This window comes from Brevibacillus brevis (assembly GCF_001039275.2).
Lineage (GTDB): Bacteria > Bacillota > Bacilli > Brevibacillales > Brevibacillaceae > Brevibacillus > Brevibacillus brevis_C.
Genome location: NZ_CP030117.1, coordinates 3,147,625 through 3,170,307, shown reverse-complemented (window position 1 = coordinate 3,170,307; position 22,683 = coordinate 3,147,625). Strand labels below are relative to the sequence as shown.

Below are 22,683 nucleotides of genomic sequence, written 5' to 3'. Positions count from 1 at the left end.
AAGATTTCTAAACAGTCACAAAAGTCATAATAATCACTGTTTACAAACACCTAATTGTGAGTAAAGGGGGAGTATTATGTAATGAGTTATCATTTAGATGGAAATTTGAAAAGAAGTGCAAGTAATTTCCCGGATAGTAACGCCTATATCTATGGAGATAAAAGTGTTACTTATAAAGAATTAAATCAGCAGGTGGATCGATTCGCTGCCGGGTTATCTGCCCAAGGAATCGGGAAAGGTGATGGAGTAGCTCTTGTATTAGGAAACAGCCCTGAATTTGTCATCGCGTACTACGGCATTATACGTGTCGGTGCATTCGCTGTTCCAATCAATCCTTTATTTACCTCTGGGGAAATCACCTACATTTTAGACAATAGTCAAGCCAAAGCGGTCATTGCTCATATATCCGTAGAACCGAAGTTATCAGAAATAAAGGGACAATTGGAAAATCCAAAACTCGTCATTTATACAGATGCAAAGGATCAGGAATGGACTTGGGAGCATCTGATGGAAACAGGCAATTATGTTTGTGAAAGTCCTCTCATTGATCAGGAAGACCTTGCCGTCATTCTATACACATCAGGAACAACCGGTAAACCAAAGGGTGTGATGTTATCTCATCGAAATCTGGCTTCGAATGCAGACTCCGTTTTTAAATTACTGGAAATGTTTGAGGGAGATCGCGTCGTAGCTGTTCTGCCGATGTTTCATGTTTTTAGTATGACCGTTTGTCTGAATGCGCCAATTGCTTGCGGGGCAACTGTCCTTATCGTGCCTAGATTCAGCCCTCTCGATGTGGTCAGAACCATCCGAGAAAAAAAGGGAACTGTGTTTGCAGGAGTTCCAACGATGTACAATTTTATCTATCAATTGCCTGAAGCAACTGCGGAAGATCTCTCATCTATTCGCTTGTGCATCTCTGGAGGTGCCTCCATTCCAGTTGAGGTGCTGCAAAAATTTCAAAACAAGTTTAACGTGTTTATCTTGGAAGGGTATGGCCTTTCCGAAACTGCTCCTGTCGTCGCTTTTAATCCTTTAAAGGGAACACGCAAGCCTGGTTCTATCGGTCTGGATATTCCTGGTGTCAAGAGCAAAGTGGTAGATGAATACGGAAAAGAATTGGCGAAAGGAGAAGTCGGAGAATTAGTTGTCCAAGGCCCAAATGTCATGAAGGGATACTTGAGCATGCCGGAAGCTACATCAGCTGTTTTAAAGGATGGCTGGTTTTACACGGGTGATTTAGCCAGAATGGATGAAGAAGGATACATCTACATAGTTGATCGCAAGAAAGACATGATTATCGTTGGCGGTTACAATGTATATCCCCGTGAAGTAGAGGAAGTCCTTTATGAACATCCTGCAATTTTAGAGGCGGCCGTGATCGGAGTACCAGATGCAGAATACGGTGAAAGCATAAAAGCTTATGTCGTCGTCTCGGATGAACAGATCACTAAGGATGACATGATTCGATTCTGTCAGGAAAAGCTGGTGAAGTACAAACTTCCCGAATATGTAGAATTTTTAAAGGAGTTACCGAAAAACTCAGCAGGGAAAATTTTACGCAGAGAATTAAGAGAACTAACTGAAGGTAAAACCAGCCATATTATTTGAGGAGGAATTTTTATGGGATCCATTCTAAAGGAAAAAGTTCAAGGTTCAGTAGCTTGGAAAGGGAGTGATCTCACGAAAGATGATTCATGGATTTATTATATGTCCGACAAAATGATCGCATCTCTTGAAAACGCTTTATTTCAAGTGAAGCAAAAGGGTTTACAAGTACCTGATATTAACAAGGAGGATTTCCCGATTCCTGATCTCGCTGATGAAATCGCTTACTTTATTGACGAACTGGAGAATGGGAAAGGGTTTCTATTAATTCGTGGATTGCCGATGGAAAGGTATACAGATGAAGAAGCGAGCATTATTTACTACGGTCTCGGGCTTAATTTGGGCATTCCGGTAACGCAAAACGCAAAAGGCGACCTCTTGGGACATATCAAAGACAGAGGTCTCGACTTTTCCAATACAAGTGTACGTGCTTACCAAACGAATGTACATCTTCCTTATCACACAGATTTAACGGACGTAGTCGGGTTACTCTGTCTTCGCAAAGCGAAATCTGGCGGTTTAAGCAGTCTGGCGAGTGCAATGGCTCTTTATAATGAAATACTGGAGAAGTACCCAGAGTATCTTGGAATCCTCTATCGCCCACTCTTCCATGATCTTCGCGGGGAACAAGCACAAGGTGAATCTCCCGTATTTTCATCACCGATCTTTAGTTATTACGATGGTAAATTGAGCTGTAGATTTATGCGTTATTATGTTGAATCTGCACAAGAGAAAACAGGTATCAAACTGTCAAAAATGGAGGTTGAAGCATTTGATGTAATGGATTCCCTCCTTCATGATGGAAACTTGCAGATTGATATGATGATGGAACCGGGTGATATGCAATTCGTCAACAATTACACCGTACTTCATTCACGGACTGTATTTGAAGATTACGAAGAAGAGGAACGCAGACGTCATTTATTAAGATTATGGCTCATGATGCCAAATGGTCGAGAAGTTGCCCCAGAATTCGATGTGTTTAGCGGTGGTATTCCTGTACGTGAAAAAACAGCTAGACGGTAGTGTAGAAAACCTGAGGTAAGTGGGCTTGAATTTGGAACACCAATGGATTCATGTGAGAGGGAGTGCCTTTTCAGATTTCAAGAGAAGGCGTTCCCTAAAAAGTAAAATATTAGGGGGGATTATTATACGGAACACTCCTAAATACTCCTGGATTATATTGTTGTTTCTAGTTCTTATCGGTATGATCAACCAAGTTGACAAAATTATCATAGGTTTGGTTTCCGTCCCCGTCATGAATGAGTTACATTTAAGTCCTTCCCAATGGGGACTTGTGGGGAGCTCCTTTTATTTGTTTTTCACCCTAACATCGATTTTACTAGGTGGTATGGCTGATTCCAAAAACACGAAAAAAATGTTTATTTGGCTGTCGATGATATGGTTGACTGTTCAATTTGCCACACCTTTTGTTTCCAGTCTGTCTCTCTTGGTGTTGACAAGAATCATCTTGGGAGCAGGCGAAGGTCCAGCCGCCGCTGTAGCAACAGCTATGTTGGGAAAATGGTTCCCGAAAGAAAAACATGGGATCGGCTATGCCGCTATTCTGTTTGGAACAATGATTGGACCTGCGATTGCTTCTCCACTATTAATCTCCTTGACAGATCAATATGGATGGAGATCTGCTTTTATAGCCATGGGTATCGTAGGACTGATTTGGGTAGTTTTTTGGCAGTTTTTTGGTAAAGAAAGTCCACAAGAAATTGGTTTGCCTTCATTTGATCAAGAGGAGCAGCATTCATCAAACCTCGCTAAACTTTCTTGGCGCCAATTTCTCCCGCATCTATTTTCTAAAAATTTTGTCTTTGTCGCTTTGAGTGGAGCTTGTGCATATTTTTTAGTGGCCATTCAAGTGATTTGGTATCCAGTATACTTTACCAAAATTCAACATTTTGATAGTCAATTATTAAAACTTGCCGTGGCTCTACCTTTTCTTTTCGCTGCTATTAGTCAAATTGGATTTGCCATGCTATCAGACAGGCTATATCGCAAGACAAGAGATATTCGTAAAGCACGAGTAAATCTTGCAGGTTTGTCGATGGTGCTGTCCGCACTTTGTATATTTCTTGGAAGTGTAGTGAATTCGAGTGCTCTCTCGATACTGTTCTTGACCCTTGCTCCAGGTTTAGGAATGCTCGTTCTCTCAATTGGACCCGCCGTATTGATAGAACTTTTTTCTGCCCAAAACATCGGAAAAGCACAAGGGATGTATATTGCTCTCGCAAATACAGGGAGTATGATTGCTCCTCTCGTATTCGGGTTCATTATTCATTATGCAGCGACTGAAGCAATCGGATATCGTTATGGGTTTCAAGTGGCTTCATTGGTTATGTTCGTTATCGGATTGTTCTTTTGGGTCGTTGTACGTCCCGCAAATCAAAGTCACACTCCAATAAAAGCAGACAAGAAAGTAAGTATCTAAACACCATTTCTAGGAGGAGATCTAATATGTCATTTAACAAAATGTTTGATTTAACTGGACAGACAGCAATTGTTACAGGAGGCGGTACTGGGTTAGGGCGTTTCATGGCGCTGGCGTTGGCGGAAGCAGGTGCAAACATTGTAGTATGCTCGCGTCGTGTAGAGATTTGTGAGAACGTTGTAAAAGAAATCGAAGCTTTAGGAAAACAAGCACTTGCAATAGCATTAGATGTCACGGATCCTGAATCTGTCCGTAAAGGTGTGAAAAGGGCCATTGAGCATTTTGGAAAGATTGAAATTTTAACCAACAGTAGCGGGACGGTTTCAGAAGCGCCAGCGACTGAAATGACATTAAAACAATGGCAAGACATGATCAATACCAATGTTACCGGAACATTCTTGATGTGTCAGGCGGTAGGAAGCCATATGATCGACAACCAATACGGAAAAATCATTAATATTTCTTCTATTATTGGAGGTAAAGGTACGGATCCGGAAGTAGTAGACTCTGTAGGATATACAACCAGCAAGGGTGCAGTGATGACTCTAACGAAGGATCTTGCCGTCAAGTGGGGTCGCCATGGCATAAATGTGAATTCCATTGCTCCTGGAATTTACCAAACAGGAATGAATAACCCCGAAATTCCTGGAACACTTGTCCAAAAAGCTGGTGCTTTCCTTGCTACCCAAGTTCCAGCAAGAAGACTAGGCGAAGATAATGATTTAGTAGGAGCTGTCCTATACTTTGCTTCTGCAGCTTCTAATTATTGCACAGGACAAATACTGGCTGTTGATGGGGGACTTGGGGCTAAGTAAAAGGAAATATAAAGATAAGGAAAAGACAGTGTGAGCGATCATGCATCCTGTGATCGCTCGCTTTTCGATCAATCAGAGATCCATAACTTTTTTAATCTAGTATCTTGGGAGGAGCAAGAACTCCGTTCGGCAGCTTTGGTGGAAACTTAAAGGATGTTTCCGCTGTGTAGATTGGGGCTATTGCTTCCAGGGAAGCGATTGAGAAGAGCAAGGTCCAAGCGGAAGAAATCGAGCATACGTTTGGCCGATCAATTTGAAATCGGGCGTGACTTGCAAGATCAATTTGCACTGGAATCGCAATTGAAAGCCGCCAGAGCACAACAGGAGGGTCGGTTCAAGCAGGAAATTACGCTTGTCATTCTAACAAATAAAGGAAAGCAGATCACCATCGCCGAGGATGAATATATTCGCCATGATGCTAAACTTGAAAGGCCGGAGGATTTAAAGTCGGCCTTTAAGATGGATTGGCTACCATGTGTATCGGCGGAAGTCAAGGGATTTCTATGATTATTGAATCGGTGTAACTTAGAGAACTATTACGTTCTCCTATGGTCACATGTTCTCACAATGGAAAGGAGGAGGTTGCAATGGTTTATGTTTGTAAGAAACATTTGATAGAAGGATTGCGAACAATTCAAGTTCCACATGTCAACAAGGTTTCTTCCGCAAAACTGTTTTGCCAATTTTGCGGCGATCAAGCGCACTATAAATTATTTACAAATAAATTTATATCCTATAAAAAACAACATATTATTTAAGTGCACGATCATCCAAGCGAGGTTTGATGTTGTCTCGTGGTAGGATGTAGTAAAACAAGAATGAACTCACCCGGGAGGATTTTGCCTGCGGTGAGTTTTTCTTGAAAAAACTGTATCCGTTATCAGTATTTTAATGCATTGGATTCTTTCATTGATACTAAGTGATCTTTGAATGTGCACTATTTTCCGCGTGTTAGTTAGAGTTAATTTCAGGGAGAGGGATTGGGGAAGAAGGCAGGCTCTTTTTTGTTTGGTTAACCAGTTTTATAATCTTTTCAACGTATTGAAAAAGGAGTTCTCCTGAGTCGGTTGTAAAATTGTTGTGATTGCCATCGATAAGATGTTACAGGCATGGTTTCAATAAATCTTGTGTTATAATAAGCGCTCGTAAATAGTATGCGAGAAATCACTTAGAGATGGAATTATTGAACCATCGATCCTCCTTTTTGAAGCGAATGGATACCACGGGGTGACGGTTGAGCAAATTGTAAAGGAAAGTGAAAAATCAAAAGGAGGATTTTACCACAACTTCAAATCGAAGGATAAGCTTCTTTGCATCATACATGATCAATTTATTTCCTATGTATTAGAAAAGGCACAGTAAGCTTACCAACAATGGATGAATACCACTTGCCGTGCCGTTTTGGAAAAATATATGGCTGAGTTGCCCCCTGATACTCCAAATGATTGTGTAAAGACTGCTTGTGCTTCTTTATATTTCTTCTGACCTAGAAAAATTGAATATAAAGTGGCTCCTCCTATCCCCATCCACAATGAAATGGATAATAGAATAGGGAAGATTGGCGCTGTAATATTAATGGCTACAAGTGCTTCAGGTCAAATCCCTTGACTTTCTTCACCATGACTTTTTCACCGTTAATATCAATTTCTCCATTGAACTTGAATCCATATTTTTGATAAATACGAATGGCTTGGACATTGTCCTTAAATACACTTAAGTAAATTTTTTCACAGTTATACTGTTTGACAAGGTGCTGAATAAGGGCTTCCAATGATTGCTTACCTAAGCCATATCCTTGATAACGGTGGTCAATAAAGTAGCGATCTAACCAAACACGTTTATCTTCTATTTCATCTTCACCCGGGAATTCTCCGTACATCGCAAATCCAACTAGTTCTTTGCCAGTATATAGCCCTACTGGTTGATAAAAGCTACATGCTTTTGCATCTTGTAAACATTTTTGAGGTGTTTCGATAAATGAGGTTTGGTACTTTTTGACACGTAATTGCAGGATTTCTTGAACATTTTCTGGCGTTATGTCACGAATAATGATACTCATGACTATCAAACCCTTTCGCTTAAATTTATAGTAAGAAATGTACACTATATAGTAACTATATAGTCAAGAGAGGGGAGGTTTATATGTCAGAGGCGACACACAAATATTTCACGACAGGGGAATTTGCGAGGCTATGTCGAGTCAATAAGCAAACATTGTTTTATTATGATGACATCGGGTTAATGTCACCAGATATTAAAAATGAGAAGGGCTATCGATTCTATTCGTATCGACAGTTTGAGTTATTTAACGTGATTGAACTATTAAAAGAGGTCGGGATGCCCTTAAAAGAAATAAAGCCCTTTTTGGAAAACAAAACACCAGAAAACTTTGTTAGCCTTTTAGAAGATAAAGCGTCTACAATTCAGCGCAAAATTCAAAACCTGCAGCAAATCCAACAAATGATTGAAACGAAGCTTAGCTTGACCAAGGAAGCCATCAAAACCGATTTTTCACGTATTCATATAGAAGAACTTTCGGAGGAAAAATTATTTTCCAGTGATGCCATTCTAGATTGTACGGACCGAGATTTTGTACGGGCTGTATCTGATTTTATCGATGCGCTCCATACGCATCGGCTCGATGCGGGTTATCCAATTGGAGCGATGGTTTCACGTAATCAACTATTGTCAGCAGATTACGAAAACTATTCGAATTTATATATGAAACAAACAGAAAATCATGAAGCGATAACTTGCTATACAAAGCCAAAGGGGTTGTATGTGGTTGGCTATCATTTTGGAAAGAGTGAGAGGATTGCTGCAACTTATGAAGAAATGCTTGCATTTATAAAAGCCCACGAACTTCAAATCGGGGAATATTCGTATGAAGAATACGTCCTAGATGCGGTAACCAAAAATACTAGCGAAGAGTATGTGACAAAAATAATGATAGAGGTTCGAAAATAGAAGGTGTTAGGCAAAGCAGCAATACTTTAAAAAGAAAGGCAGAATGGAACTCGACAATCGAGTCCCATTCTGCCTTTCTTTTTAAAACTCGGAAAATAGAGATTAATAGGAGCATTCCTGTAAGGAAAGATATTGGCGTTAGATAAAAAAAGTACCTCTTGTTAACATACGAGCTGTCAGCTGCGCAGCAGACCCTTCAATATGTCTCTTCAACATGAAGCATATCCCAGATAATAACTTTCTTCGCGTATTGGGAAATGGTTTTGTCCCGATTGTACGAATCAACTCATGCGTCTGTTGAAATAGGAACATAGAAGTATCAGATATCGTTGAAATGCGTCAGATCGATTAGAGTCTGGTATGTACCAAGATTGTTGAATTAAGTGGCAGCGTTTTGAACGAATATCAATTATGATGTTTGTGGCAACGCTTCTGGTTGGGTTTCTTTCATATTTAACTTATAGAAATGAGGGATAGAATGGACAAATGGGAGTGGATTTGGGGGCAAAATAGTATTGAAGATATCGATATACACTTACGTAATACTGCGAGAAACTTGCACAAACTAGAAACCGTTGATGAAGCACTGCGGTTTCTAGTAGAGTCATTTTGGGATGAGTTTGTCTGTGACTACGTTGCAATTATTCAAAAATCAGAGGATGTCTTGAGTATTCGAACAAGAAGAGGAGACTCACAGAGTTTTGAGAAGAAGTTTCCATTATCGTGTTCGTCTTGTTTGGCATGCTGTTTATCTAAACCCCATTGTTCTATGGATGGTATCGAGGTATGGAAGAGTTGTGATCTGCTTAGAGAATTTGAGAATGAAGGTTTTGTTGCCTGGTTTACCTTTCCAATTAAAGAAAGCGATTCTACCAGTTTTGATGTATGTGTTGTTGGGTATCGGGAGGAGACTCCCTTGAATCTCCAAGCGGACAAGTCATTTAGGGAATATGGCAAAGATTTTGCGATCGTAATGGAAATAGTAAAAAACAAAGAGAAAGAAAAGCAGAAATTGAGGGCAGAACTGGAAGACAAAAATCGCTTGGAAAAACGAATGATTCACTATAAAGAATTAGTGACACAGGCTCTGGTAGGTGATGGTTACTTTGAGGTTACCAAAACCTTCTCACATTTGATTGGAAAAACAGTTATTCTATTTGATCGTTTCCTGCATCCGATCTCCAGTTTTTTCATGGGAGAACGTAATGAGGAGCTAGAGGAAATCGTAAGACAACTGAATGTAAAAGCATGGGAAATCATGAATATACCTGATCGAGAGCAGTGGCTCCAATATGGGGGAGACCATCATCTTGGAATATGGAGGGTAGTTTGTGGCAGTGAGCTATTCGGGTATGTAGGTGTGAAAGCAAGTAAACAGGAATTCGATCTGGAAATGCGAATGACACTGAAGTACGCCTTGGATGTATATGCAATTCAGATCAAAAAACAAAAACTTGTGGCAGAGGCAAAAGAACAGGTTAAGGACGGTTTTATCCATCAACTTTTCCTGGAAAAGATTGAAGATAAAGAAAAAGTGATCGGATATGCCAATCTGTTTAATCTTAACCTGTTTGAACCTAATAGAATTGGTGTATTATCTATCGAATGTAATCATAGAGAAGCGGATTTACAATCAATTAAGCTCAAGATGACTTGGATATGGGAAAAAATCAGAACAGCATTACACCTCTTTGATCGAAATATTATCGTAACGCAAAAAGAGGGACGCTATGTTCTGATTGTTCCTGACCAAAAAGAAAAAGACAGCAACCTCTATTGGAAACTGATTCATAAACAAGTTAGGGATGTTGTTTCACCAACCATACAAGGAATTGAAATTTTTTTAGGAATAAGTTCTAGGACACAAACCATCGAAGACTACCACATTTGTTATCGCCAAGCTCATCAAGCTTTGAAAATCGTAAGTAACCGCTTTTCAAACAAACATATACAAAACTTTGACAATCTTGGCTCTCTTTCCATTTTATTTGATCTTGAAGAAAGTTTTGCGGCAAAATTGTTCATCAAGAAATATCTGGACCCGTTATTAAACTACGGAAATGAAAAGGGAAAAGACCTGTTTGATACTTTGCGAGTATATTTAAGCATGAACGGGAATTTAAAAGAAACGGCAGAATATCTTTTTATCCATCGAAGTTCACTGAAGTATAGATTAGAAAAGATAACAGACTTATTACAACTGGAGCTGGATGATCCGGAAGAGCGGTTTAATCTCATGTTAGCCTTTAAGCTGTATGATTTATTCGGACAAAGAAACCTCCACCATGGATGAAAAAGTATTCATTTTTCGTCTGCTATGAACATATTTCTCTACCTATTTTTTATATATAATTTTTCCTGAAGTGAAAAGTAGACACGCCAGGAAAGGTGATTGTATGAAGCTAAAGAAGACGTTGAATGTTGCTCTTGCATCTCTCTTAATGAGTACACTTTTCTCAGGATTTGCACAGGCCCAAACAAATGCAACCAACCCCATCAGTAAAAAGGCAGATGTCATATTGCAAAACGGTACCGTTTACACCGTTAATGCAAAACGTGATTTTGCTGAAGCCATAGCGATCAGCGATGGGAAAATTGTATATGTTGGCACCAATCAAGGAGTAAAGCCTTATCAAAACTCAAAGACCAAAGTGGTTGATCTTGGGGGAAAGATGGTTCTCCCTGGTTTTATTGATAGCCACTCTCATGTGACTGCAGCCGTTGAAACAATCTTTTCAGTGAATCTGGTTGGAAAAGAATCGAGGGAGGATTATCTCCATACAATTAAAGAATTTGTTCAAAAGAACCCTAATCTTAAAGGTTTGAAGGGATTTGGCTGGGAAAACCCTGTCTTCCCCGGAAAGGGCCCGAAAAAAGAGGATCTTGATCAAATCGTAAAGGATATACCTGTTGTCTTAACCTCAGGAGACCATCATTCGGTGTGGGTGAACACTAAAGCTCTTGAACTGGCCGGTATTACCAAGGATACCAAGAATCCAGAAGGTGGCGTAATTGAGCGAGACGATGTTACGGGGGAACCTACTGGTACTCTTCGTGAGACCGCTCAAGATCTGGTTTTGGGCATTATTGCGGATTACTCTGAAGAAGAGTATAAGGAAGGGATTTTAGCCTATGAGAATATGGCAGCAGAAAAAGGAATTACTTCTGTCCATCTCGCGCTAGCTGTTCCAGGTAGTAATGCCTTAAAAGCATTAAAGGCTCTTGAAGCAGAAAAAAAGCTTCATCTGAAATATCGTGTTTCCTTGGCCACTGATCCTGCCAAGGGTCCGTCTCAAGTAAAATCGTTGGTAGAAGAACGGGCAAAACTAAACGGACCTGATGTCCAGGTAAACTCGGTGAAGGTATTCATGGATGGTGTAATCGAGGGAGGGACAGCTGCGCTAATTGAACCATATATGGATAAGCACAATGCCAAACCGCAATGGGATCCTCAAGTCTTTAACGAAACGGCTGCTGCATTGGATAAAGCAGGTTTTGCGATGCACGTTCATTCTGTCGGAGATGCTGCCACAAAAGAAACCTTGGATGGTTTTGAGTACGCTGTAGAGAAGAATGGAAAAAGAGATTCCCGCCATCAGATGACTCATCTCCAAATCGTTCAGCCAAGTGATATTCAGCGCATGGAAAAATTGAATGTTGTGGCTGTTACCAATCCATATTGGTTTATTAAATCACCAGGCTATTATGAAAACATTGAACTGCCTTATCTCGGAGAGGAACGGGCGAGTAGTGAGTATCCAATGAAGAGTCTGATCAATAACGGAGTGAAAGTGGCCTCTGCCAGTGACTATCCGATAACGTGGGAATTTGATCCATTATTTGGAATACAAGTAGGTGTCACCAGAGAGGAGTTCGGAAATACCGATCCTAAGTTAGTGCTGGGGCCTGAAGAAAAAGCATCGGTTGCTGATTTGATTGCTAGTTTCACGATTAACGGTGCCTATGCCAGCTTTTCAGATAAAATCACTGGTTCCATTGAACAAGGGAAGGAAGCAGACCTTGTTGTGATCGATAAGAATCTCTTTAAGATTCCTTCAACAGAAATTGGTAGTGCAAAAGTATTGTTGACGATGGAAGCAGGAGAAGAAACCTTCAGGGATGCCACGTTAAAATAATGAACTACCTGGGGCTGTCCCAAAAGGGTAACTCCGAATGACAAAATCCCCAAAACATCCCGTTTCACTTTCTAGGGTGGAACGGGATATTTAATTCCCTATCAAGCCACTGACTTCGAAAAAACCCTTTTCAACGAATTCCCCTTATAATCCACGGTTGAAACATAGTAGAAGTTTCCATTCTCTCCAATAGTGTTAATATCCACCTCGCCCTACTCGGAGCGGACGTTTTTTTACTGTATCCATTACGGCTATTCGAAGTACGTCGTCCACAGACTTGATATTTTTCTCTTTGATCCACTGCTTGATCTGCTCTTTTGAAATCATAAAAATCTCCCGACCTTTCTAATACTCATTGTAGTTTAGAGGTTGAGAGTTTACACAGAATATTTTACAGACTTTCCTTTGTTTTTTGATTGAGATAAACAATGACACTCTGTAAGGTTTCATTAAATTTCTAGCTCTATAGCGATCTCAGATGATAAAAAATTTTCATTACTTATTATTATCTGCTTTCCATTCTCCATCGCATGATGGTCGAGAGCACATGTAATAAAAATGGCATTAGCCCGGTGGCTTTCCATGATTAATCGAAAAACAAACTTTTCAGGGTATCTCATACGTCTTTCATATGTAAGGCAAGCAAATGATAAATGGAGGTTAAAAAAATGAAAAATCAACACGTAAAGAAACTTTCTTTTTTGGTACTCGCAGGTTTTATTTGCGCAGCAGGAGGGGGAAAACTCCAAGTTGCTTCTGCAGAACAGACAGCTCAAGCCCCAAAAGTGGAAATTGGTCAAAAATTTATGGCGCCCGAACTTAAACTAAAAGAAAATACGTATGTACTTGATTACAAAATGGCCGATGTGAACGGTGATTCTATTGAAGACAAAGTGATATTGGTTGGAACAAAAGAAATGATTGATGGAACATTAGATGCTTATGCCGACAATTTATCTATTGTAGTGCAGGATGGAAAAACCAAAGGATACGTAAAACATGATTGGGTGTACAAAGGGACAGATGGAACATTGTATGGGCAGCTTGGAAGAGAACCAAACCTAATTATTGGTGACTATACGGGTGATAAGGTGAACGATATTATTGTAACGGCTCCACAAGGAGGAAATGGTGGATACGTGGATCATCTTGTCTTAGCTTTGGAAGAAAGTAAACTGAAAATTGTTTTTGCTGATAACCAAAACACTGTAAAACAATAAAACAATTAGTTATACACTTTCCCAGCAAACTTACAAATATTTAACAAGAAACTCGATTTCCTTTCAGGGACATCGAGTTTCTTGTTGATTTAAACTCTTCGTTCGTTAATCCACCTTTCACTCTAAAATACATTGCGGGTGGTTTCAGGGACTCTCGTATTTCCCATTTTTAAAAACAAACTTTTTGGTTAGCTCAGTCGTCTTTTACAAGTAAGGCAAGCAAATGATACTCGCGTATCAAGGGGAGAATTTTTGAATGGATAGAAAATTGGAAAAATTACTTATCCGTTTTATTACGGAAAATAAACAGAATGTGTATCAATTAGCTTTCAGTTATGTAAAGAATGCAGATAACGCACTGGATATTGTTCAGGACTCTATCCACAAGGCGTTGTCATCTTCACACACCTTAAAATCCGAAGGTTCGATGAAAGCCTGGTTTTACAGAATCGTGGTGAATACATCTCTCGATTTCCTTAGAAAACAAAAGAGGATTCAACTAGTAGATGATCAGACGTTGGAATTACACGGGCCCATAAGTGAAGACGCCTACCATGACATCGATCTGGAGAAGGCTTTGGAGCAATTGCCTCAAGCCTTTCGAACTGTGGTTGTACTTAGATATTTTGAGGATTTAAAAATTGAAGAAATTGCGGAAGTGATGAACGAAAACATCAACACGATAAAAACTCGATTGTATCAATCACTCCGCAAACTTCGAATTCAAATGAGTGACGAAATTTTACAGGAGGTAAAGTAATATGAGCGAACAACTGGAACAATTGAAAAGAAAATATAAGAATACGCCTATCCCCGATGAATTGGATTTCGTTGTGAAGAAAGCTCTTAAACAAAGCAAGAAAAGACATGCGAACAGGAGGGTGAAGAGTCTCGTTGGTGTTGGGGCAGCGGCTATTATATTTATAACAGGGATTAATGCTAGCCCCACATTTGCAAATGCCTTATCGGAAGTACCGTTGATTAGCTCGCTCGTCAAGGTACTAACTTTTACAGAATTTAAAGTAGATGAAGAAACTGCCAAAGCAGATATAAAAGTACCTGCCATTGCCAACATGGAAAACAAAACCTTAGAAGCCACCTTGAACAACAAATATCTGGAGGAAAGTAAAAAACTGTACAACGATTTCACGGCTGAGATGGAGGAATTAAAGAAAAATGGCGGAGGTCATGTAGGTGTAAAAAGCGGTTATGATGTCAAAACCGACAATGATCAGATTCTTGCTTTAGGCAGATATGTTGTAAGCACGGTTAATGGTTTATCAAAATATACTTACGACACGATAGACAAGAAAAACCAGCTTTTGATTACCCTGCCGAGTTTATTTAAAGATGAAAGTTATATAAGCCTAATCAGCGAAAATATTAAAGAACAGATGAGACAGCAGATGAAAGCAGATCCCGAAAAGGTTTATTGGCTAGATGAGAAGGAAGGCAACTTTGAAACCATTACTAAAGATCAAAGCTTCTATATTAATAATGATGGCAAACTTGTCATCTGCTTTGAAAAATACGAGGTCGCACCCGGATCTATGGGCGTGCGTGAGTTTATCATACCAACCAATGTCATTACCGAGGCATTAGTAAGTAATGAATATATAAAATAAAAATCGAAATCGAATCACAGGTTCTATCGTGTAACCTTTGAAAACGAATCTAATGACTACCGTGCCGCGGCTAACTGCATTACTTACGAGGGGCGGGCCGACAGCACCGTATGAAGTCTGGTATTCACTTCGGACCCGAAGTACATATATCGGGTTCGTCGTACATGTATTCTATTAGTTACTCGTCAGCTTAGTTGAAACCTAATTATTGTGATTGAAAGGGTAGAATACAGATGCATAGCATGAAACGAATGAAACAGAACTGTAGTAGACGACTCGCGGTGGCGAACCGCATGATAACCGAACAATTCCCGCCATTCGCAGCAAACGTTGATATAGATGGGAAGGGCAGACGTTATGCCTAAGCCGCTGAACGGCAATGGCCGCTACATGCCTGGACTTGACGGATTGAGGGCGCTTGCCGTATTAGCGGTCATCGTCTATCACCTCAATGGCAACTGGGCTCCTGGGGGGTTACTAGGTGTCGGCGTGTTTTTCGTATTGTCCGGGTACCTTATCACGGACATCCTCATTGCACAATGGAAAAGAGACGGGAAGATTGATTGGAAAGACTTCTGGTTAAGACGGGTACGGCGGTTGATGCCCGCGTTGCTCGTCACAATTGTGGTCGTCATGGCATGGATCACGTTACTCGGTCGCTCCCAACTGGCATCGCTTCGTGGGGAGGTCCTGTCGTCGCTGCTCTATGTCAACAACTGGTGGCGTATCTTTCACGAGGTTTCGTATTTTTCGAGCTTCGGTCCGCCTTCCCCGTTTGGACATTTCTGGTCACTCGCAGTGGAGGAGCAGTTCTACCTACTCTGGCCGTTGCTTCTTGTTATCGGGCTTCACTTCTCACCGCGGAGATTGCGGCTTCTCGGGTTGACTATCGGGCTCGCGCTTGTTTCGGCGCTAGCGATGGCGTTGCTTTACGAGCCAGGTACTGACCCGAGCCGGGTTTACTACGGAACAGATACGAGAGCGTTCGCCCTGCTCATCGGCGCCGCGCTCGCAATGATATGGCCGAGCCGCAATCTCTCCGTAAAAGCTGCGCCTCAAGCACGATTACTCATTGATTGCGTCGGGGCGGCTGGTCTAGTCACAATTGTGGTCATGATCTGGCTAACCGATCCGTACGACAGCTTTCTTTACCGAGGAGGATTTGTGCTGCTGTCCGTCGCAACGGCTGTAGTGGTAGCGGCGCTCGCCCATCCGGTCAGCCGACTGGGAAAAGTGTTGGGGTGGAAACCGCTACGGTGGTTTGGCGTTCGATCTTACGGTATTTATCTTTGGCATTATCCGGTTATCGTCCTGACAAGTCCTGTGGTCAACACCGGCGGGACCAGTATTGTGCGCAGCATATTGCAGGTAATAGCGAGTGTTGTACTTGCCGCGCTATCGTGGCGGTTTATCGAGGAGCCGATTCGCAACGGCGGTTTGGGTAAAATATGGATGCAGACGAGTGATCGGAAAATGCGGAGGAATCGGGTATCGATCGGTCGCAACATGGCTTCGGTGTGTAAGTTACTCGTACCTATGCTTTTTTTAATCAGTATAACTAGCTGTGCTTATAGCGCGACGACGAGTTCAGTTTCACAAGGCGCCAGCAACCTTCAAACGGATGGAACAGCGTCGCCGAACTCTCAGCAAGAATTCGCTACAGCACTCGACAGCAAAGAACGTTTGGGACTTGATGGACCGTTGCCACCGGACCATCCTGCCCAACCTGACGACAAACTTATTTCGGAGCCAAACGACTCAAAACAGCCCGTTGAGACTCCAAAGCCGGATACGGGCCAGGGAGTGACCGTGATCGGCGACTCGGTCATGCTTGACGTTGCTCCTTATCTGAAAAACCTTCTTCCTGGAATCACAATCAACGGCAAAGTGGGCCGACAGTTGTCTGAGGCGCAGGACGTAGTCGATCAACTCAAGACCAAGGGCAAGCTAGGCGACGTAGTCATTATCGAGCTCGGTACGAACGGACCATTCTCGGAGAAGACACTTGTTGATCTACTGAATTCGCTCAAAGACGTTCAGCAAATTGTACTTGTAAATACACGAGTGCCGCGTCCTTGGGAACAAGTCGTCAACTCAGCACTGGAGGAGGCAGCTAATCAGTTCTCCAATGTGACACTCGCCGACTGGTACGCGGCCAGCGCCAACAAAGATTCGTATTTCGCACGGGACGGCGTGCATCTTGTCGAGGAAGGCGCTATGGCTTATGCTTCTCTGGTGGTGGATGCGATCAAACCGCAACAAAACGGCGATACCGGAAGCCGCACAACTGTAACCGACCGTTAATTGCGAAAGTAGCCGAGACAAAGAGAAGGTCAGTGACATTTTCTATAAGGGGTACCGCTAACAATGTGAGAATTTTGCACGCTAAAGAACTTTTTGAAACGAAAATGCCGGTTTTTCCTACTCTAAGGAATCACCGGCTATTATATTGTTAAGGGATCATCTTCCCTTTCTTCTGAGTTATCTTCAATTTGATAGTCACAGCCGTTTTAACAATAGCTATAACAGTTTTCTTCTTCGTAACCAAGCTATCCTGCCCGTTAGCGTAATGAATGATCTAAAATTTACCATAAACCTGAGCATATGCTTTTTTCATTTGCTCACGTAATTAATTATTTTCATTCACCAATGCTTTGATTTTACGTTTTAACGTTTCGATGAGTACATCCTTGTTCGCATCATTCTTCTCACGTAACCAGTATTGGAGACAGGCTTCAAACCGATACTTCCAGCAACCTTGTATTTTTTAAGTGTTGTCACGCTGCCGTTGGTCGTATTACTTACAATTTTCCCCGCTCAAGTAAACCAGCTTAAAGATGGACAAAGATCGTTTTTCACCGGTTATATTATTGGTGGAATTGTAATGATCGTAATTATAACCTTTTGTATTTTAGTTCTTGGCTCTGATCTTACCACAAGAAATCAATATCCAAGCTATGCCCTGGCCCAAAAAATAAATGTAGGGAATTTTTTAAAACAAATGGGACTATAGCGGGAGAATCAAAGATTTTATTGAAGAATTGTATGATTCATCCCTAAAGACAGTAAAAGCAATTATACGACAAGTTTATGAAACATAGGACATGTTACCAGAAAGAAAAGCGTGCGAAAGTGAAAGATTAGTCAGTTGCGTTGATTGGGTATCATTTTAAAGCAGTTAACATAAGGAAAAGATAACTTCATTTGTTTGGAGGAAGCACCTCGATGATGATGAACAGTACTTCCAAGATGTTCATGTGTTTTATGATGTTTGTTGGGATTCTCATTTTTATTGCGGCCCTGGGAGTAACGGTTTATTGGGTTATTCGATTAATAATAAGGAAAAGTAGAGTGGAGGATTATCCACTAATGGTACTGAGAGAGCATTTTGTGAAGGGTGAAGCGAGGAGGAATATCAACGCAAACGGGACATATTAAATCAATATAAATAACTCGTTGAAGATTCAGTTGACAATTCAGTTTTTTATTTTGAATCACTGATTGATGAGCAGCTTTCGATGAGGGGTATTATTTCAGTTCATGAAAACTACATTTCATGAACTGAAAACAAAATGAATCATTCACTAGGAGAAGAACCTGTACATTGTGCCTCTACATTTGTACTTGTGGGCTTTAAGACCCTCCAATATATTTATATGCAATAATCACGCATGTTATAGCGGTCTGTTGGTGTCGCCAGGCACTCGTGTCCGTAAACAATCATTAAAACTGTGACACAAACAAGTATACCAATGATCCAAATTTAGTATACATGTTTGTGTCACAGTAACCACAAAGAACTGTTAATATACAATGTTTGTGTCACTAGACATCGGAACCAAGAACCTTTAGTTATTGTCCCACTTGCTCTTTTTATCAGTTTACATAATATATATTATCGGACTCAAAGAGAAATACATAATTTCTAAGAGGGGTACTCACCTGTTTATACACTACGTGTCACAAACTCACTCGTACTTGGATCAAATTAAAAGATGATGCAAAACAGCTTTTTCTCATCTGTCGCTGCCATATGACATCCATGCATGCACCGAAACTTGCTCTCATACAAATCGAATTAGTAATAAGGAGCTTTTCCAGTAGTTTATCAGCTTCACAATAAGACATTACCAGCAGCAACCAAACTGCTGATCATCTAATAAGGCTACTCAGTCATTTAGCATCTATCTACATGAAATGAACTACCAAAGGTTCATTATAATAAAAAAATTCACTTAAAATAAAAAACACTATTTACATTTATTGTAAATTCATTTATAGTATAATTAAGATCACTATAACTAAAAACGACCGGAGGTCCCCGAATGACCAAAGTAATCCCAAAATCCAAAACGATCAGCACTACACCCAAAAAAAGATCCTACGAAAATACCTTGAATAACCTGGCGCAATACCTCGAACGAAATAAGAAAAAATAACCAATAAAAAGAGTGCCTCCGGTGGCACTCTACTTTGGCGTCTATAAGCTTTTCTTCTCTCTTCCTTCCCCGTTTCCCCCAACTTTTATTCTTCAGCCGTTCCCATCCAATCCAACAAGTAAAAATCTGTTACCAAACGTGCGATTTGTCCCTCGGCATCATAACCGATATAGCTCGCGTAGCTTCCGTCTCCCCATCCTGTTGAAAACATGGCCACATTACAGCCTTCCGCTAAATCTATTAAACCCCAACTACGCGTATGTTTATACGTTTGATCCATTTTCTTCGTCAACGCCTCATAAAACATCTCGTCCTTCTCTATTTCGCGTTCCAAAAGTGTGCAAGCTTCTGCATCCATGAACGAGCCTGTACCCGCATCCACACCGTAGCCAAAAAACTCACCTTCGCCAAGCTGTGACACATCTGACTCCGCCCAAACAGCCATTTTCCAGGACACGACAGGTTTCTCTGAGAAGACAATCCGTGCCAATGCTACACGTTCATCTGGCTCCAGAGAGTTATCCGTTTGCTCTTCCTTTGATTGGGATTGAACTTGCGCGATAGCGAGCTGTACGGAGAAACTCCCTTTTGGGAAGACCTCCACAAACGGTTCCGTTTCAAACATGACAAACGGATCGTTCGCCACAATTTTTCCTGTATTCACCTGAAGCTTGCCCATATCTTGGCGGAAAAACTGATATAAATAGCCATCCTGCTCTTGCGTATACCCTTCGTCAAATGCCGTTTCAAAAAAGGCAGGGCAATTATGTTTCATGATTCCATCCCCTTTTTTCTATCCTCTACACAAAATCCCACTGACGATAGTTTGCCAGTGGGATGTCGTCTGCATGCTAATTTACTTGATCAGAGCTGCGTCGAGTGCCACTTCAATCATTTCATTGAAGGTCGTTTGACGCTCGTCCGCGGAAGTTTCTTCACCGGTTAGAATGTGATCACTTACGGTGAGGATTGACAATGCATTGCGCTTGTATTTTGCAGCCAATGTGTACAACGCGGAAGATTCCATTTCAACAGCAAGCACTTGATAGGAAGCCAATTTTTTGTACAAATCGAGGTTCTCGCGATAGAAGCTATCGCTCGTAAAAATATTGCCCACTTTAACAGACAGATTGCGCTCTGTCGCTGCTTGATACGCTTTGTGCAACAAATCAAAGTTAGCAGTAGGAGCAAAATCAACTTGGTTGAGCAGGAGACGATTCGTTTGAGAATCGGATGATGCAGCCATACCAATAATCACGTCACGTACTTTGATGTCTTCCTGGATCGCGCCGCAAGTGCCTACACGGATCAGGTTTTGGACGCCATAAGATTCCATGAGCTCATTGACGTAGATCGAGATAGAAGGAACTCCCATGCCCGTTCCTTGTACAGAAACGCGCTTACCTTTGTATGTACCTGTGAAGCCGAGCATGCCACGCACGTTGTTGTAGCACTCTGCTCCTTCGAGGAAAGTTTCAGCAATGTATTTGGCCCGTAGCGGATCGCCCGGCAGTAGGATTGTTTCAGCAATTTGACCTTGCTGTGCTCCAATATGGATACTCATAATCTGTTTGCTCCTTTATCAAGAAAAAATGACCTACTTGCCTATCGTACTACAAAAACCGAACAATGCAAAGTCAAGAGATCAAATGATTCCAGCAGCTTTTGATTACACGTTTGCGCGAAACTTTTTGAAAATAACGAATAAGCGATACCGACAGATGGCATCGCCTCGACAACGGTTTCATTCATTTAAGGGACATCACGTAATCCATTGCTTCCAGGTGATCTCCCAAGATCGTCTGGTTAACACTCGGGTTATTCTTTCTTTGTGTCGCTCTTTTTCTCGTAAGCTTTGCGGATGCAATGTAATGAGACGGCACGACTCGCAATTGATTGTGCAGAGCAATGGCGTGTGCAACGGCAGGTACAACCAAATGTTGAACACCGATGATAGAGGCAGCTTGTCGGGTCATAGCAAAAGGTAAATCGTACATCGAGGAAGTTCCGAGTTCATGTCGTGAAACCAAGGTATTGAGAAATGTCTTCGCTAGCAAAACGGTATCCGGTTCCATTGATAATTGTCGAAGTGGTGTCCTGGCCTTTCTCAAGGCGATGTCTGCTCCTCGGTAACATGTTCTAACAAAGGACTGCATGTCATTTGCAGCTACAACATGATCTGCATCGAGAAACAACCATACATCTCCTGTCGCCTCCTTGGCACCAATTGCTCTCCATACATCATCCCCTAAAAGAAACGGGTACACAAACGCCGTGAGTGGACAAGAGGAATACGTGAGTATCTTCTTCACCGATTGATCCGGGCAACCATCCACAACGAGCACGATTTCCATGGGCCGAAGCTTCTCAATTTGTTTGAGTACTTTTTTGATTGTCTGCTCGTGGTGAACAGAAAGGATGACACTTAATCGATTTACATTCTGGCATTTTTCTTTGCCATTAATGTGCTCATCTCTGCTTTTTTTTGTGGGATCTCGCATATTTCGCTTTACGTTTGCCATCCCATCCACCACCCTCCTTTCCGCGCGATTCCTGATGAAAGACCGAGCGCAAATGCAGAACGCCTGATGAATGCACCAAGTCGCGGTGTCGTTGTCCATCCTGATCTGCGTGTCGAAGCTTCGTTCCACCGGTTAGTAACTGGATTGCCTTCGCATGCTCCCGATAAATCGTACGGATATCTTTTCGCACGATATCTCGAGTGCCTGCTGGTTGTTTTTCCGAGGCAAACGGGGCGATTGTCGTCATTTTGAGCCCCAAGACTGATGCTTGAACCAAAGCAATTGCAGGATTGCATAAATTTCCGGGACCAATTGCCGCTAGAGCATTTCGGCTCAAGGCAAATGGAATATTTTCAAAGGAAGCGGAGCCCATTCTTTTTTGACCAAGAAGATGATTCAACAAGCAATACGCACTTCTTGGTGAACGCTTTGCTCTTCTTGATACCGAGTGGTCCGAGCAAGTCGTCATGATGACATCTGATCCCTTTTTGACCAGCGTGACATACTTCTTCAAGTATAAAAGAGGCATCGCGAGAAGTTCGTCGATAAAGAGGACAACGTCTCCCCTTGCGTGAGCAGACCCGATCGCTCTTGCCTCATGGCTGTCTACTTCCAAACCGGTTGAAATGATTTGTGCTCCCCATTCATTGGACAAGAGAACATCTTGGCAGCTCACTTGGTTGCATACGACTATTACTTCCGTGTGTGGATCTATTCTTTTGACAACAGAGAGCAGTTTTTTTATATTCCTGGCGTTGTCACTAATTGGGATGATGACGGACACGGCAGGGTGATCATCGATTCGGTTGTCCATCTCACTCCCCCTCACCAGTTGATAAATGATTACTCTAATGTACGCTCGTTTTCCACGATTGGACACGGCATCTACCCCTCACAACTCAACAAGA

General features: G+C 41.6%; 20 protein-coding genes and 1 pseudogene. 14 read left to right on the top strand and 7 right to left on the bottom strand.

All coding sequences use genetic code 11. The annotated features are described in order from the left end of the window. Nucleotides 1–81 precede the first annotated feature (81 nt). The 6 genes and pseudogenes from AB432_RS15690 to AB432_RS15665 all read left to right on the top strand — a co-directional run. A complete protein-coding gene (locus AB432_RS15690) occupies nt 82–1,611 on the top strand; it encodes a long-chain-fatty-acid--CoA ligase (protein WP_048033075.1) in 1,530 nt (509 codons plus the stop codon). A 12-nt stretch (nt 1,612–1,623) separates the two neighbouring features. After that, nucleotides 1,624–2,634: a TauD/TfdA family dioxygenase gene (locus AB432_RS15685; RefSeq protein ID WP_048033074.1), complete on the top strand. Its 1,011-nt coding sequence runs from the start codon at nt 1,624–1,626 to the stop codon at nt 2,632–2,634. A 181-nt stretch (nt 2,635–2,815) separates the two neighbouring features. After that, nucleotides 2,816–4,051 carry an MFS transporter gene (locus tag AB432_RS15680; protein WP_082196045.1) on the top strand — a complete coding sequence of 412 codons (1,236 nt, stop codon included), beginning with the start codon at nt 2,816–2,818 and terminating at the stop codon, nt 4,049–4,051. Nucleotides 4,052–4,077: 26 nt separating this feature from the next. Beyond that, entirely contained in the window at nt 4,078–4,866 is a 789-nt protein-coding gene (locus AB432_RS15675) for an SDR family NAD(P)-dependent oxidoreductase (RefSeq protein ID WP_048033073.1), read from the top strand. Between the two features lie 240 nt (nt 4,867–5,106). Further along, nucleotides 5,107–5,373 carry a thiolase family protein gene (locus tag AB432_RS15670; protein ID WP_162630244.1) on the top strand — a complete coding sequence of 89 codons (267 nt, stop codon included), beginning with the start codon at nt 5,107–5,109 and terminating at the stop codon, nt 5,371–5,373. A gap of 642 nt (nt 5,374–6,015) precedes the next feature. After that, nucleotides 6,016–6,225, top strand: a pseudogene (locus AB432_RS15665) (TetR/AcrR family transcriptional regulator); the annotation flags it as partial. Between the two features lie 5 nt (nt 6,226–6,230). Here AB432_RS15665 and AB432_RS31515 read toward each other — a convergent pair. Further along, nucleotides 6,231–6,398, bottom strand: a complete 168-nt coding sequence (locus AB432_RS31515) for a hypothetical protein (RefSeq protein ID WP_419178478.1) — start codon at nt 6,396–6,398, stop codon at nt 6,231–6,233. Nucleotides 6,399–6,445: 47 nt separating this feature from the next. Beyond that, nucleotides 6,446–6,925: a GNAT family N-acetyltransferase gene (locus tag AB432_RS15660; RefSeq protein WP_048033071.1), complete on the bottom strand. Its 480-nt coding sequence runs from the start codon at nt 6,923–6,925 to the stop codon at nt 6,446–6,448. 83 nt (nt 6,926–7,008) lie between these two features. Here AB432_RS15660 and AB432_RS15655 point away from each other — a divergent pair, with 83 nt between their 5' ends. From AB432_RS15655 to AB432_RS15645, 3 genes are all read left to right on the top strand, one after another. After that, the gene (locus AB432_RS15655; RefSeq protein ID WP_048033070.1) at nt 7,009–7,833 is read left to right on the top strand and encodes a MerR family transcriptional regulator; all 825 of its coding nucleotides are present in this window, start codon (nt 7,009–7,011) and stop codon (nt 7,831–7,833) included. Nucleotides 7,834–8,311: 478 nt separating this feature from the next. Then, nucleotides 8,312–10,126, top strand: a complete 1,815-nt coding sequence (locus tag AB432_RS15650) for a PucR family transcriptional regulator (RefSeq protein ID WP_235617709.1) — start codon at nt 8,312–8,314, stop codon at nt 10,124–10,126. Between the two features lie 103 nt (nt 10,127–10,229). Beyond that, nucleotides 10,230–11,969: an amidohydrolase gene (locus AB432_RS15645; protein WP_048033069.1), complete on the top strand. Its 1,740-nt coding sequence runs from the start codon at nt 10,230–10,232 to the stop codon at nt 11,967–11,969. A gap of 195 nt (nt 11,970–12,164) precedes the next feature. Here AB432_RS15645 and AB432_RS31305 read toward each other — a convergent pair whose 3' ends face one another. Then, nucleotides 12,165–12,296, bottom strand: coding sequence for a hypothetical protein (locus AB432_RS31305; protein ID WP_268811855.1), 132 nt, complete (start codon nt 12,294–12,296; stop codon nt 12,165–12,167). 341 nt (nt 12,297–12,637) lie between these two features. On the opposite strand from AB432_RS31305, the gene AB432_RS15640 reads away from it, so the two are divergent. The 5 genes from AB432_RS15640 (at nt 12,638) to AB432_RS15620 (ending at nt 17,827) form a co-directional block, all read left to right on the top strand. Continuing rightward, nucleotides 12,638–13,189, top strand: a complete 552-nt coding sequence (locus tag AB432_RS15640; RefSeq protein WP_048033068.1) for a hypothetical protein — start codon at nt 12,638–12,640, stop codon at nt 13,187–13,189. Between the two features lie 256 nt (nt 13,190–13,445). Continuing rightward, nucleotides 13,446–13,949, top strand: coding sequence for an RNA polymerase sigma factor SigV (locus AB432_RS15635; protein WP_048033067.1), 504 nt, complete (start codon nt 13,446–13,448; stop codon nt 13,947–13,949). 1 nt (nt 13,950) lies between these two features. Continuing rightward, entirely contained in the window at nt 13,951–14,814 is an 864-nt protein-coding gene (locus AB432_RS15630; RefSeq protein WP_048033066.1) for an anti-sigma-V factor RsiV, read from the top strand. A gap of 339 nt (nt 14,815–15,153) precedes the next feature. After that, nucleotides 15,154–17,118 (top strand): acyltransferase family protein, encoded by a 1,965-nt coding sequence (locus AB432_RS15625; RefSeq protein WP_327377932.1) that lies wholly within the window; start codon nt 15,154–15,156, stop codon nt 17,116–17,118. A gap of 418 nt (nt 17,119–17,536) precedes the next feature. Continuing rightward, nucleotides 17,537–17,827 carry a GerAB/ArcD/ProY family transporter gene (locus AB432_RS15620; protein WP_113732272.1) on the top strand — a complete coding sequence of 97 codons (291 nt, stop codon included), beginning with the start codon at nt 17,537–17,539 and terminating at the stop codon, nt 17,825–17,827. Nucleotides 17,828–19,338: 1,511 nt separating this feature from the next. On the opposite strand, the gene AB432_RS15610 is transcribed toward AB432_RS15620, so the two are convergent. The 4 genes from AB432_RS15610 to AB432_RS15595 form a co-directional block, all read right to left on the bottom strand. Further along, the gene (locus AB432_RS15610; protein ID WP_048033064.1) at nt 19,339–20,028 is read right to left on the bottom strand and encodes a DUF4241 domain-containing protein; all 690 of its coding nucleotides are present in this window, start codon (nt 20,026–20,028) and stop codon (nt 19,339–19,341) included. A gap of 81 nt (nt 20,029–20,109) precedes the next feature. After that, entirely contained in the window at nt 20,110–20,817 is a 708-nt protein-coding gene (gene deoD / locus AB432_RS15605) for a purine-nucleoside phosphorylase (RefSeq protein WP_048033063.1), read from the bottom strand. A gap of 184 nt (nt 20,818–21,001) precedes the next feature. Continuing rightward, complete coding sequence (locus AB432_RS15600; protein WP_235617708.1) at nt 21,002–21,775, bottom strand: glycosyltransferase family A protein; 774 nt, start codon at nt 21,773–21,775, stop codon at nt 21,002–21,004. Beyond that, nucleotides 21,723–22,655, bottom strand: a complete 933-nt coding sequence (locus AB432_RS15595) for a glycosyltransferase (protein WP_235617707.1) — start codon at nt 22,653–22,655, stop codon at nt 21,723–21,725. The genes AB432_RS15600 and AB432_RS15595 overlap by 53 nt, the downstream gene beginning before the upstream one ends. Nucleotides 22,656–22,683: the final 28 nt, after the last annotated feature.

Coding starts and splice junctions, on each gene's coding strand:
- AB432_RS15600 (WP_235617708.1), bottom strand. CDS start 21,775: ATGGCAAACGTAAAGCGAAATATGCGAGATCCCACAAAAAAAAGCAGA.
- AB432_RS15690 (WP_048033075.1), top strand. CDS start 82: ATGAGTTATCATTTAGATGGAAATTTGAAAAGAAGTGCAAGTAATTTC.
- deoD (WP_048033063.1), bottom strand. CDS start 20,817: ATGAGTATCCATATTGGAGCACAGCAAGGTCAAATTGCTGAAACAATC.
- AB432_RS15645 (WP_048033069.1), top strand. CDS start 10,230: ATGAAGCTAAAGAAGACGTTGAATGTTGCTCTTGCATCTCTCTTAATG.
- AB432_RS15640 (WP_048033068.1), top strand. CDS start 12,638: ATGAAAAATCAACACGTAAAGAAACTTTCTTTTTTGGTACTCGCAGGT.
- AB432_RS15680 (WP_082196045.1), top strand. CDS start 2,816: ATGATCAACCAAGTTGACAAAATTATCATAGGTTTGGTTTCCGTCCCC.
- AB432_RS15685 (WP_048033074.1), top strand. CDS start 1,624: ATGGGATCCATTCTAAAGGAAAAAGTTCAAGGTTCAGTAGCTTGGAAA.
- AB432_RS15675 (WP_048033073.1), top strand. CDS start 4,078: ATGTCATTTAACAAAATGTTTGATTTAACTGGACAGACAGCAATTGTT.
- AB432_RS15635 (WP_048033067.1), top strand. CDS start 13,446: ATGGATAGAAAATTGGAAAAATTACTTATCCGTTTTATTACGGAAAAT.
- AB432_RS15650 (WP_235617709.1), top strand. CDS start 8,312: ATGGACAAATGGGAGTGGATTTGGGGGCAAAATAGTATTGAAGATATC.
- AB432_RS15625 (WP_327377932.1), top strand. CDS start 15,154: ATGGGAAGGGCAGACGTTATGCCTAAGCCGCTGAACGGCAATGGCCGC.
- AB432_RS31305 (WP_268811855.1), bottom strand. CDS start 12,296: ATGATTTCAAAAGAGCAGATCAAGCAGTGGATCAAAGAGAAAAATATC.
- AB432_RS15655 (WP_048033070.1), top strand. CDS start 7,009: ATGTCAGAGGCGACACACAAATATTTCACGACAGGGGAATTTGCGAGG.
- AB432_RS15630 (WP_048033066.1), top strand. CDS start 13,951: ATGAGCGAACAACTGGAACAATTGAAAAGAAAATATAAGAATACGCCT.
- AB432_RS15660 (WP_048033071.1), bottom strand. CDS start 6,925: ATGAGTATCATTATTCGTGACATAACGCCAGAAAATGTTCAAGAAATC.
- AB432_RS15610 (WP_048033064.1), bottom strand. CDS start 20,028: ATGAAACATAATTGCCCTGCCTTTTTTGAAACGGCATTTGACGAAGGG.